Origin of the sequence: Kribbella sp. NPDC058245 (assembly GCF_042882005.1) — a bacterium.
Taxonomy (GTDB): Bacteria; Actinomycetota; Actinomycetes; order Propionibacteriales; family Kribbellaceae; genus Kribbella.
Map to the genome: position 1 here is coordinate 43165 of NZ_JBHVWY010000001.1, position 12203 is coordinate 55367.

At 67.6% G+C, this 12203-nt stretch carries 11 protein-coding genes; 10 read left to right on the forward strand and 1 reads right to left on the reverse strand.

Features of this window, described 5'->3' with window-relative positions; genetic code table 11:
• Positions 1-110 precede the first annotated feature (110 nt).
• The 9 genes from ACFVWG_RS00205 (at position 111) to ACFVWG_RS00245 (ending at position 8066) form a co-directional block, all read left to right on the forward strand.
• Complete coding sequence (locus ACFVWG_RS00205) at positions 111-344, forward strand: hypothetical protein (RefSeq protein WP_391540920.1); 234 nt, start codon at positions 111-113, stop codon at positions 342-344.
• A 164-nt stretch (positions 345-508) separates the two neighbouring features.
• A complete protein-coding gene (locus ACFVWG_RS00210; protein ID WP_391540921.1) occupies positions 509-1843 on the forward strand; it encodes an FGGY-family carbohydrate kinase in 1335 nt (444 codons plus the stop codon).
• On the forward strand, positions 1840-2445 hold the full coding sequence (locus tag ACFVWG_RS00215; protein WP_391540922.1) for a histidine phosphatase family protein: 606 nt from the start codon (positions 1840-1842) through the stop codon (positions 2443-2445). Before ACFVWG_RS00210 ends, ACFVWG_RS00215 begins: the two co-directional genes overlap by 4 nt.
• Positions 2442-3233, forward strand: a complete 792-nt coding sequence (locus ACFVWG_RS00220) for a DeoR/GlpR family DNA-binding transcription regulator (RefSeq protein ID WP_391540923.1) — start codon at positions 2442-2444, stop codon at positions 3231-3233. The genes ACFVWG_RS00215 and ACFVWG_RS00220 overlap by 4 nt, the downstream gene beginning before the upstream one ends.
• A 12-nt stretch (positions 3234-3245) precedes the next feature.
• Positions 3246-4694 (forward strand): FGGY family carbohydrate kinase, encoded by a 1449-nt coding sequence (locus tag ACFVWG_RS00225; protein WP_391540924.1) that lies wholly within the window; start codon positions 3246-3248, stop codon positions 4692-4694.
• A complete protein-coding gene (locus tag ACFVWG_RS00230) occupies positions 4694-5716 on the forward strand; it encodes a 2-hydroxyacid dehydrogenase (RefSeq protein ID WP_391540925.1) in 1023 nt (340 codons plus the stop codon). The genes ACFVWG_RS00225 and ACFVWG_RS00230 overlap by 1 nt, the downstream gene beginning before the upstream one ends.
• Entirely contained in the window at positions 5713-6387 is a 675-nt protein-coding gene (locus tag ACFVWG_RS00235; RefSeq protein ID WP_391540926.1) for a glycerophosphodiester phosphodiesterase, read from the forward strand. The genes ACFVWG_RS00230 and ACFVWG_RS00235 overlap by 4 nt, the downstream gene beginning before the upstream one ends.
• Before the next feature lie 44 nt (positions 6388-6431).
• Entirely contained in the window at positions 6432-7625 is a 1194-nt protein-coding gene (locus ACFVWG_RS00240) for a Gfo/Idh/MocA family protein (RefSeq protein ID WP_391540927.1), read from the forward strand.
• A gap of 102 nt (positions 7626-7727) precedes the next feature.
• On the forward strand, positions 7728-8066 hold the full coding sequence (locus tag ACFVWG_RS00245; RefSeq protein ID WP_391540928.1) for a VOC family protein: 339 nt from the start codon (positions 7728-7730) through the stop codon (positions 8064-8066).
• Positions 8067-8698: 632 nt separating this feature from the next.
• Here the strand turns inward: ACFVWG_RS00245 and ACFVWG_RS00250 are convergent.
• Positions 8699-9367 carry a GntR family transcriptional regulator gene (locus ACFVWG_RS00250; RefSeq protein WP_391540929.1) on the reverse strand — a complete coding sequence of 223 codons (669 nt, stop codon included), beginning with the start codon at positions 9365-9367 and terminating at the stop codon, positions 8699-8701.
• 120 nt (positions 9368-9487) lie between these two features.
• On the opposite strand from ACFVWG_RS00250, the gene ACFVWG_RS00255 reads away from it, so the two are divergent.
• Positions 9488-12199 carry a UxaA family hydrolase gene (locus ACFVWG_RS00255; protein WP_391540930.1) on the forward strand — a complete coding sequence of 904 codons (2712 nt, stop codon included), beginning with the start codon at positions 9488-9490 and terminating at the stop codon, positions 12197-12199.
• Positions 12200-12203: the final 4 nt, after the last annotated feature.

The following is a 12203-nucleotide window of genomic DNA, read 5'->3' on the forward strand; positions in this document are numbered from 1 at the left end:
GAAAACTTTACGAAGATTTAGTCGTGACCTTCGGCGCGCCAGGTCGTTGATCAGTCAGACAGTTCGGATCAACGGCACAGATTTGCTGGGGAATCTGGGAAGGACCGCCCGTGTACCGATTCAATCCGCCACCCGACTGGCCGGAGCCGCCGAGCGACAGCTGGCAGCCGCCGCCTGGCTGGGCGCCGGATCCCGAGTGGCCGGACGCCCCGGACGACTGGGGTTTCTGGGTGGGCCGCACCGGCCGCCCGGCCAATGGTCCGCTCGGCGCCTTCGGGTCCGTCGACGCCGGCCGCCTCGAGTTGGCCACGGCCGACCCATCGCTTGTCCTGATGCACGCCTGAGTCTTCGTGTCACCAGTTGTTCGCCCCGCCTACTACAGGCGCAGTCGGCGGGCGGCGAACCGGCTCCCGTCCGCCCGAGGCGACGGGAGCCGACTCATGTCTGGTCTCTTAACGTCTGCCGGTGTTATCTTCTCAACTGATCTAACAGTCAGGGGGAAACCGGCGTGGCCTGGATCGGCATCGACCTCGGGACGCAGAGCGTGCGCGCCGTGCTGGTCGACCCCGACGGCACCGTTCTGGCCCGCGCGTCCCGGCCACTGACCAGCGTCCGGGACGGCGTCCGGCACGAGCAAGATCCGCGGCAATGGATCGACGCGGTCGACGCCTGCCTGGTTGACATCGGCACCGTCCCGAGCGGCATCGCGATCTGTTCGACCTCCGGCACCTTCCTGCTGACCGACCTCGACGGCCGCCCAGTCACCCCTGCGCTGATGTACGACGACGCCCGCTCGGCCGCCCGTCGTGTCCACATCGTGGACGCTGACCCAGATCGCTGGGCGACCTCGATGCAGCCCACCTGGGCGCTGCCGAAGGTCCTGGATCTGATTGCCGACAGTAATCAGCGCGTTATCCACAGTGCCGATTTCGTCGCCGCGCACCTGGTCGGGCACCCGGTCGCGACCGATACGAGCCACGCCCTGAAGACCGGCTACGACCTGGTCGCCGACAATTGGCCGACCGCCGCCTTCGACAAACTCGGCCTCCCGATCGAGGTCTTCCCCGAGGTCGTTCGCCCCGGCACCGAGCTCGGCCGCACTCCCGCCGGCGTGCCCGTGTACGCCGGGATGACCGACGGCTGCGCGGCCCAGATCGCGGCCGGCGCGCTGGCTCCGGGCTCCTGGAACTCAGTGCTCGGTACGACGCTCGTCCTGAAGGGCGTCAGCGAGCAGCTCCTCGATGACCCGACCGGCGCGGTCTACAGCCACCGGCATCCCGATGGCGGCTGGCTTCCCGGTGGTGCATCCAGCAGCGGCGCTGGCGTACTGACTGATCTCTTGCCCGGTGCAGACCTCGATGCGCTCGATCGAGCCGCCCGGCCGATTGATGCAGTCATCTATCCGCTGGCGAAGACCGGGGAGCGGTTCCCCTTTGTCGCACCGCAGGCTGAGCCCTTCCTGCTGGGAGCGGTCGATGGCGATCTGGAGACGTACGTCGCCGTCCTGCAGGGCGTGGCGTTCATCGAGCGGCTCGCCTTCGAACATCTCGAGGCGCTCGGGGCCGACCCGGTTCGCAAGGTCTCATTGACCGGTGGCGGGACGCGCAGTGGCTACTGGAACCAGCTCCGGGCCGACGTGCTCGGCGTACCGGTTGAGCTTCCGGTTGCCGCAGATCCGGCGTACGGGATGGCCGTTCTCGCGGCCTCCCAAGGAGGCTCGGTGACCGAGACGGCCCGGCGGATGGTCCGCATCGATCGCGTCCTCGAGCCGCGGCCGAGTCGGCTCGACGACCTGTACGGCGCTTTTGTCGCGGAGCTGGACGCGCGGAGGTACCGCGGATGAGGACCACGATCGTGCTGGCCCGGCATGGGCGAACCGCCTGGCATCACGGCAACCGCTACACCGGTTCGTCCGACCTGCCGATCGATGAGGTTGGTCAGCAGCAGGCGCTGCAGTTGCGGGACTGGGCGATCGACTTCGCGCCGGATGCGCTGTGGTGCTCGCCGATGCTGCGCGCGCGGCAGACCATCGCGCCGACCGCGGACGCCCTGGGTTTGGAGCCCAAGTTGGACGCGCGCTTGCGAGAGGTCGACTTCGGATCGGCTGAAGGCAAACGGCTGGCCGAGATGCCGCCTGCTGTCGCCGCAGCCTTCGAGTCGGATCCGGTCCGCGACTACTTCCCGGGCGGCGAGGATCCGGTCGAGGCGGCCGATCGTGTCGCCGAGGTCTTCGCCGAGGTCGAGGGTGGCAAGGTCCTGGTGGTCGCTCACAACACACTGATCCGGCTGCTCGTTTGCCGGGTGCTGGGCCTGCGTTTGAACGACTACCGCAGACTTCTTCCAGCGCTCGGTCCCGCGGCGCTCGTGCGCTTCCGCAGTCAGGACGGCACAGTGGGACTCGAGGCCTACAACGTTCCCGCAGTGCGAATGGAGACTCCGTCATGACGACAGAACCCGAGGGTGAGCTGAGTCGTCCCGCGCGCCGGCAGGCCGAGATTGCCGCGTACGTCGTCGAGCACGGCTCGGTGTCGGCCAACGACCTGGTCGAGGCGTTCGGGGTGAGCGTGATGACGGTGCACCGCGACCTGGACGAGCTCGAACGCCAAGGGGTGGTCCGCAAGTATCGGGGCGGCGTCAGCGCGCAGCCGACGAGCGTGTTCGAGAGCAATGTGGCGTACCGGATGAACACCGCGCAGACCGAGAAGGCCGCGTTGGCCAGGTATGCCCGCACGATGATCGAGCCGGGGATGTCGGTGATGCTGGACGACTCGACCAGCGCGCTCGCCCTGGTCGACCTGCTCGAGGACATCACGCCGTTGACCGTGGCAACGAACTTCCTGCCCGCGATCACCCGTCTGACCGATCGTCGCGACATCACGCTGGTCGCGCTCGGTGGGATCTACTCGGCGACCCACGACTCGTTCGGTGGGATGCCGTGCGCGGAGGCGGTCGAGGCACTGCACACCGACCTGCTGTTCTGCTCGGTGTCAGCGGTCTCGCCGACGCACGCGTTTCACCAGGAGGAGGAGATCGTCCTGGTGAAGCGCGCGATGCTGCGCGCGGCAAAGACCAAGGTGCTGCTGGTCGACCACGCCAAACTGCAGCGCACCGCCCTGCACCGGCTCGCGCCGCTGAGCGACTTCGATGTCGTGGTGGTCGACGAGAAGACCCCGGAAGAACTGATCCGCCCACTGCGCGACCACGGTGTGACCGTGGAGGTCGCCACCTTCTAGAAGGGGATCCGTATGGATGTCGGCGTCGATGTCGGCACGACCGTGACCAAGGCAGTGGCGTTCGACCCGGAAGGCCGGCCGCTGGCCGAAGCCTCCCGGCCGACGCGATTGATGCGCCCGTCGGTGGGCCGGTTCGAGCACGAGACCGCCGAGATCGTTGCCTCGGTCAACGAGGTGGTCGGAGAGCTGGCGTCTGTGGTGGGGGACCGGCCGGGTGTGCTGGCGATTACGGCGCAGGGCGACGGGCTTTGGCTGATTGACGAAGCGGGCGCCGCGGTGCGGCCGGCGATCTCGTGGCTGGATGCGCGGAGCAGCACGATTCTTGAGCGGTGGACATCGGATGGCGTTGCTGAGCGCGTGTTTCGGCGCTCCGGTAACCGCATGTTCCCGGGAGCATCCGGTCCGCTGCTGGCCGCCGTACTGGCTGAGGAGCCGTCGGTGATCGCGGCGGCCGAGACTGCGGCGTACTGCAAGGACGTGGTCATGCAGGCGCTGACCGGGGTTCGCGCGACTGATGTCTCGGATGCGTCGGCGCCCTTCCTGGATCCGCGGACCGGCTTGTACGACGATGAGGCGCTGGCCGCGACTGGTCTCTCGGAGCTGCGGGGGTTGCTGGCGCCTGTCGTCCCAGATGGTCCAGTCGGTGAGCTGCGAGATGCGTCGACCGGTATGGCTGCCGGCACTCGGGTTTCGGCGGGGCCTTATGACCTTCCGGCTGCGGCGGCCGGTGCTGGGGTGGAGACGCCGGGCGATGCCTTGCTGACCGTCGGTACGACGCTCGCGTGCCAGGTGGTCACTGACACGTTGCCCTTCGACAGCGAGCCGGCTGGGTTGTTGCTTGGTACCTGGACGCCAGGTCTGTGGTTGCGGGCGATGCCTGCGATGGTCGGTACGGCGGCGCTCGACCGCGTGCTCGCTCTGGTCGGAGCTGGTACCGATCAACTGCCCGCGTTCCTGGCCGAGAGCCCACCTGGTGCGCAGGGGGTGACTGTCCTGCCGTACCTGTCCGAGGCCGGCGAGCGGGCGCCCTTCGTCGACACCCGGGCGCGCGGAACCCTCGACGGCATCTCGCTGTCCACGACGACCGCGGACCTGATTCGCGCGACCTGCGAGGGAATCGCGTACGCCGCTCGGCACTGCCTGGAAGCGGCTGGCTGGACTGGCCGGGTGACGGTCTGCGGTGGTGGCGCTCGGAGTGCCGAGTGGACTCAGATCCTGGCCGACGTGCTGAACGCGCCTCTGCACACGACAGCTGCCGAACAGGTCGCCGCGCGTGGTGCGGTGATCTGCGCCCGCCGCAGCTTCGACGCTGTCGGGCCCGAATGGATCGCCTCTACTCGTCAGGTCGACCCGGACCCGGGCCGCGCGGCTTTCTACGCCGAGGGCTACGCCCACTACCTGCGCCGGATCGAGAACGCCCGCACTCGCTGGGCCGATCCCGCGCCGACTCTAGGAGCTTGATGAGAACCGTCACCACTCTGCTTGCCGGTGATCACTTCGTCCGCAACTCGTTGCTCGCCTCGGCATTGCAGTGGGTCGAGGGCGTGCAGTTCGACTTCCGCGAGATCACGTTGCCGTGGCCGCTCACGCCGTACGGGCCGGTGGCGGAGGTGGACGAAGCGAGCGATGCCGAGGACCAGTTGATTGCGGCGCTGCCGGGAGTGGAGTTGGCGATCACGCAGATGGGCCCGTTCACCGAGCGGGTGCTGGATGCTGCGCCGGATCTGCGGTTCCTGGTGGTCTGCCGTGGCGGGCCGGTCAACGTCAACGTGCCTGCGGCAACCAAACGCGGCATCACGGTCGCCTCCACACCTGGACGCAATGCCGTCGCTGCCGCTGAGCATGCGGTCGCGCTGATGATGGGGGCCTTGCGCAACCTTCCGCGGCTGCAAGGCACGCTGGAGCAGGGCGAATGGCGCAGCGATCTCTACGCGTACGACGAGTGTGGTGCGGAGCTGGATGGAGCCACCGTCGGACTGGTCGGGTACGGCGCGATCGGGCAACGAGTCGCCCGCGTCATGCTCGCCTTCGGCGCGTCGGTCGTCGTTGCCGACCCGTACGTCGATCCTGCCGCTGTCCCTGCAGGCATTGAGGTTGTCGAGCTGGACGAGTTGCTGCGGCGATCGGATGTAGTCAGTCTGCACGCGCGGCTGACCGATCGGACGCGGGGGATGATCGGGGCAGCTCAAATCGCGCAGATGCCGCGCGGCGGCGTACTGGTGAATACTGCCCGCGGCGGTCTGCTCGATTACGACGCGACCGTGGACGCCTTGGAGTCTGGGCAGTTGGGTGCTGCGGCCTTTGATGTCTTCCCGGTCGAACCCCTGCCTGCCGATTCACGCCTCCGCGCTGCGCCCAACGTGGTGATGACTCCGCATCTAGCGGGGGCCACCCGGCAGACTGCCTTGCGGGCGGGGTCGATCGCTGCTGAGGCCGTTGCCGCGTACCTTGCGGGAAAGGACCCGGTAGGACTGGTGTCGTGATCATCACCGGCCATCGGGGTTCGCTCGGTACTGAACCCGAGAACACCCTGCGGTCCTTCCGCCGCGCCGTCGCCGACGGTTGCCACGAGATCGAGCTGGACCTGCGAGTGAGCGCCGACGGTGAACTCGTCATCATGCATGACGCCATCGTCGACCGTACGACGAACGGTTCCGGTGAGGTCGCGTCTCTCATGCTCGGCGAACTCCGCACGCTGGATGCGGGTCTCGGCGAGGTGATCCCCACCTGGGCGGAGACGGTCGCCGCGATCGACGTTCGGTTCCAGGCCGAGGTGAAGACGCCGGCCGCCGTACCGGTGCTGGCCGAGTCGCTTCGTGCAGACCCGGCGCTGGCTGCTCGGACTCTGGTGACCTCGTTCCATCCCGAGATCCTGCTCGCCGTACGACGCGCCTTCCCCGAGGCGACGACTGGACGGATCTTCGGTCGCCCGACTCCCGACGTACTGGCTCTGACGCGGGAGGCGGAAGCGACCTGGGCGCTGTGTGGCATCACCGGCCTGACATCGGCGTTTGTCGCCGAACTGCATGCTGCCGGGCTGTCCGTCACCGCGTGGCCGGTCCCCGACTCGACGACCCTCGACCAGGCGATCGCGCTCGGTGTCGACGGGGTCACCACCGACAACCCTCATCTCCTCACACGTTCCAACGTCTGAATTTGTTCTTCCATGGAACATAAATGTGTGATTGGCTCTTCCGCATGGGAATCAGCATCGGTGTGGTCGGAGCCGGCCAGTTCGCCCCTTCGTTCCTGCGGCTGTGGTCCGCGCACCCGGACGTGTCCGATGTGCGGCTGACCGACGTCCTGCCGGAACGGACGGCCGAGATGGCGGCCAAGCAGGGGGTGTCAGTCACCTACCAGTCGTTCGAGGAGATGCTCGCGTCCGACGTGGACGCGGTCGCGATCTTCACCCAGCGCTGGTTCCACGGTGAGATGGCGATCAAGGCGCTGGAGGCCGGGAAGCACGTCTACTCGACCGTGCCGATGGCGATCCAGGCCGACCAGATCGCGCGCATCATCGAGCTGGTCAAGGAGACCGGCCTCACCTACATGATGGGCGAGACCAGCTTCTACTACCCATCGTCGGTCTATTGTCGCCAGCGCCTGGCCGCGGGTGACTTCGGCCGGGTGTTCTACGCCGAAGGCGACTACGTCCACGACATGGACCTCGGGTTCTACGCGGCGTACCAGTACTCCGGTGGCGAGGACTGGAAGAAGACCGCCTCCTTCCCGCCCATGCTCTACCCGACGCATGCCGTCGGCAACGTTCTGTCGGTGACCGGTCAGCACGCGACCCACGTGTCCTGCATCGGCGTCCAGGACGACCGTGGCGACGGGGTCTTCGACAAGGAGATCAGCCAGTTCGACAACGACTTCTCGAACGCGACCGCGCTGTTCAAGCTCGCCGACGGCGGCGTCATGCGGACCAACGAGATGCGCCGCGTCGGCTACCCCTCGCACATCCGTGAGTCGCGCCTGCGCGTCTTCGGTACCGAAGGCAGCTTCGAGCAGCTCGCCACCACGACCGTTTGGCAGAACAAGCAGGGCGTCGAGGACGTCAGCCACCTGATGGAAACGTCAGCCGGCAACCTCGACGACGAGGACCTGGCGAACGTCGACCCGGCACTCCGCGATGCGTTCCGCTCCGGCCTCTCCCCGGTCCACGACCGCAGCCGCCTGCCCTCCGAGTTCGACGGCCTGCACAACGGTCACGAGGGTTCGCACCACTTCCTCGCCGACGACTTCGTCCGCGCCGTCGCCGACAAGACCCTCCCGCCCGTCAACGCCTGGGTCGCCGCCCGCTACACCCTCCCCGGCATTTACGCCCACCAGTCCGCCCTCCAAGGCGGCGTACAGCTGGAGATCCCCGACCACGGCGACGCCCCTGCCTAAGCACAGGACGTATACGTCTACTGGATGACTCCGGCACGCTCAGACCGGCCGTTTTCGTGGCGGCCGGCTGATATGTCCTGTCCTTAGAGCTACCGTGCAGTGATGGACCTGTTCGCAGGAGTCTCCGTCAGCAGCTACGACATCGCCGTCGCCTGGTACTCCCAGCTACTGGGCGCCGAGCCGGCCTTCCTCCCCAACGACATCGAAGCCGTCTGGGAGCTCGCCGAGCACCGCTACCTCTACATCGAGGTAGTCCCCGAACACGCCGGCCACGCCCAGCACACCCTCTTCGTCGAAGACTTCGAGGCCACCCTCGCCTCCATCGCGACCCGCGGCCTAGAGCCCACCACCCGCGAGACCTACGAGAACGGCGTCCGCCACGCCACCTTCTTCGACCCCGACGGCAACGAAATCTCCTACGGCGGCTCCCCAGCCGAATAACCCCACGCCGTTTGGTAGGCAGCACGAAGGACTGCAGGTAGTCCGTCCCCGGCGTACCTCACTCCGCACACCTGACTCGGCCAGCAGTGTGGGCAGACCCCCATTTGATGGGCTCACCCACGCCAGTGTGGGTGAGCTAGCCGCATGCGGTTCGCCCACCCACAATTTGCCTGGCCAGCCCACCAAATGGGACAGACCGCGAGGCGCGGTTGGAGTGACTACCTGCAGTCGTTCGTGCCGGCCGCCAGACCGCTATCCGGCGACACGCTTCCCGTACTCACCCAGCTCCCGCACGGTGGCTCGGGTCGCTGGGCGGCACTACGGACTGCAGGTGGTTCCTGTGCCGGATGCATGCCCACGCTGCGCGAACCACCGGCGGGTACGTCGGAGGTGACCACCTGCAGTCGTTGGTGCCGCCCGCCAGACCGCTATCCGGCGACACGCATCCCGTACTCACCCAGCTCCCGCACGGTGGCTCGGGTCGCTGCGCGGTACGACGGACTGCAGGTGGTGCCTGCAGTCGGATGCATGCCCACGCTGCACGAACCACCGGCGAGTGTGCCGAAGGTGACTACCTGCAGTCGTTCGTGCCGCCCACCAAACCCCGCTCTAGCCGTGTACGGCGGCGACGGTCACTCGTAGATTTTGCGGAGGCGGGATTGCATGGAGTTGTGGATGTGGGTGGTCATCGCTTGTTCGGCGGTGATGGGGTTGCCGGTGGTGATGGCGTCGACGAGAGCGCGGTGTTCGGTGAGGACTTCAGGGCCGATGTCGCGTTCGTAGTGCAGACGGAAGATGTGCAGGTGGCAGTGGGTGCGCTGGAAGGCGAGGCGGACCTGTTCGCTGCCGGAGAGGGTGGCGATGAGGGTGTGGAAGCGGTTGTCGTGCACCGTGAGGGACTTGTAGCCGGCGTAGTCGACGGAGGTTGGTTCGACCGCGGTGGCGAGTTCGGCGTGCAGGCGGTCGCGGCCTTCGTCGGTGATCAGTTCGGCGGCACGACGGGCGGCCCAGGGCTCCAGCAACAGCCGGAAGCGGTAGAGGTCGTCGAATTCGGCCAGCGTGAGCAGCGGCGTCGCGCGGTATCCCTTCAGCGGCTCCTTGACCGCAAGCCCCTCGGATTCCAGCCGGGCGAGCGCCTCGCGGACCGGTGTCGACGAGACCTGGAACTCCCGCGCGAGTCCGTCGATGGAGATCCGGGCACCGGGCCGGATGACGTGGTCCATCAGCATCGTCTTGATCGCCTCGTACACGTCGTCGGCGAGCATCTGCCGGCGCAGCACCCGCCGGTCGGCAGTATCCACGTGATCAGCCTCCGGATGCGGCCTTGACCCGGCCGGTCGTCTTCGGCAGGGTGGATCATGCATCATGCACGATTTGGATCACGGTAGCGCCGAAGCACCCACCGACGGAAGGCAGACACGGTGAAGTTCGAGGAGATCGGCGTCCTACCCGAGCCGGAGGACAACGCGGCCATCTGCTCCCGCCGCTTGGACGCGGGGACCCAGATCGAGCTCGACGGCACCCTCATCACCCTTCCGCACACGATTCTCGAGGGCCACCGCTTCGCCGTACGGCGGATCTCCCAAGGCGACGCGATCACCTCCTGGAACACCCCCTTCGCCCGGGCGTCGCGCGACCTGGTCCCCGGCGACTACATCTGTACGCCGACCAGCCTCAAGGCGGTCACCGACCGCGGAGTCGAAGGCCTCCCGACCGAACCGTCTGCCACCAACGAACCTCTCGACCCGTACGAACTCGACGAGAGCGCCCTCCACCTCGGCCAACAGGTCACGAGCGTCGAGCAACCCGGCACGTTCCTCGGCTACCCCCGCTCGCAGGGCCCGGCCGGTACGAGGAATCACGTCGTCGTGATGGCGACCAGCTCCCGCAGTTCAGGCTTCGTCACCGAGCTTGCCCGGCGCTTCGACGGCGCGGCCGCGGGCGACGGCGTCGTACCGGTCGCGCACACTGAGGGTGGTGAGGACGAGGTTCCGAACAACCTGCATTTCCTGCTCGCGACCCTGGCCGGCTTCACCCTCAACCCGAACGTCGGCGCCGTGCTGATCGTCGACACTTCGGATGACGTCGTCTCCGGCCAAGCGATCCAAGACTTCATGCGCGAGCACGACTACCCGGAGATCAAGGTCCCGCACACGTTCTTCACCCGCGAAGCCGGCTTCGAGCACGACCTCACCACGGCCGGCACGCTCATCGAGCCCTGGCTCCCGATCGTCGCCGCGCAGCGACGAGTTGAGGTCCCGCTGGCCGACCTCAAGATCGCCCTGCAATGCGGCGGTTCGGACGCGTTCTCCGGCATCTCCGCGAATCCGCTCGCCGGTCTGGTCGGGGCCGAGGTGATCAAGCATGGCGGCACCGCCGTACTGGCTGAGACCGATGAGCTCATCGGCGCCGAGCCGTATGTCCTCAAGAACGTCCGCGACCTCGCCACCGCCCGGCGGTTCCTCACCACGATCCGCTCGTTCAAGGAACGCGTCGGCTGGCACGGTCACACCGCCGAGGGCAACCCGTCCGGTGGCAACGTGTACCGCGGCCTCTACAACATCGTCCTCAAGTCGATCGGCGCTGCGCGCAAGCTCCCGCGCGAGGTCCGCCTCGACCACGTCATCGACTACGGCGAACCGCTGCCCGGCAACGGCTACATCTTCATGGACAGCCCCGGCAACGACCTCGAGTCGGTCGCCGGCCAGATCGGCAGCGGCTGCAACCTGATCTTCTTCACCACCGGCAACGGCTCGATCACCAACTTCCCGTTCGTCCCGACGCTCAAGTTCGTCACCACCAGCGAGCGGTACGAGCGCCTGCACGCCGAAATGGACGTGGACGCTGGCGCCTACCTCACCGGTACGCCGATGGCGCAGCTGACCGCGGAGACCTTCGACCTGACCGTCCGGGTCGCTTCAGGCGAGCCGAGCGCGGGTGAACGCGCAGGCCACAGCCAGGTGTCGATCTGGCGGAACTGGAAGCAGAGCGGCCCGCGCGACGGCATCTCGATCAGCACCGACGGCCGCCAGAGCCGCGCGCTCGCCGACCTCCCCGCCGACGACCGCGATGCACCTCTCTCTGGTGAGCCATTGGCAGGCCAGACCGTGCCCAGTCGCACACCCGCCAGACTCCTGCAGGTAGACGACCGACTGCTCCCGGAGGCAGTCGGTCTGATCCTGCCGACCAGCCTCTGCTCCGGCCAGATCGCGCTGCGGCTCGCTGGGCAGGCCGAGCTGGAGAAGTGGGCCGGCGACGCGGTCACGCGGATGGTCGCGCTCCCGCACACCGAGGGCTGCGGCAGCAGCGGCGGCGCTTCCGAGGAGACGTTCGCCCGGATCATGCTCGGCTACCTCCTGCATTCGAACACGCGGATGGCTCTGCTTCTGGAGCACGGCTGCGAGAAGACGCACAACGACTACTTCCGCTCCCGCCTCGTCGAGGCCGGCAAGGATCCGGCTCGCTTCGGCTGGGCCAGCATCCAGGCGGACGGTGGTCTCGACGCCGTCGGTACCAAGGTCAAGGACTGGTTCAGCAGCTTCGACCTCCAGCCTCCGGTCGAGTACGACGGTGATCTCGGTGCGCTGACCATCGGCCTGGAAGCCCGCGGTCCGCTGACCCCGGACACTGCCGAAGCGCTCGGCCTGATCGGTTGCGAGCTCGTCGGTTCGGGCGGCTCAGTCGTGTTGTCGTCCCGCGGCGCACTACTTGCCGATGACAACTTCCGCCGTACGGCGTTCGGTTCCGCCGCCGAGGTTGGTCCGACGATCGCGCACGGGCAGCGCCCTGCCGCACCGGGCTGGCATGTGATGCGGATGCCGGGGACCGACTGGATGGAGACCGCGACCGGCTTCGGCGCGTCCGGCGTACAGCAGATCCTCGCGCATGTTGCCGGGGGCACCTTGTCGGCGCAGCGATTCGTCCCGGTCGTCGAGTTCAGCAAGGACCCGGAGACGGTTGCCCGGTACGGCGACGACCTGGACGCGGTCGCCACCGGAGACGCGGCCGACCAGGCGCGGATCGGGCTGGAGACGATCGCGCTGGTCGCGAGCCGTCAGCTCGTCCCGAAGGCGGTTGCCTCCGGCAACGTCGGCTTCCAGATCACCCGTGGTTTGCTCGGTACGTCGATGTGAGAGG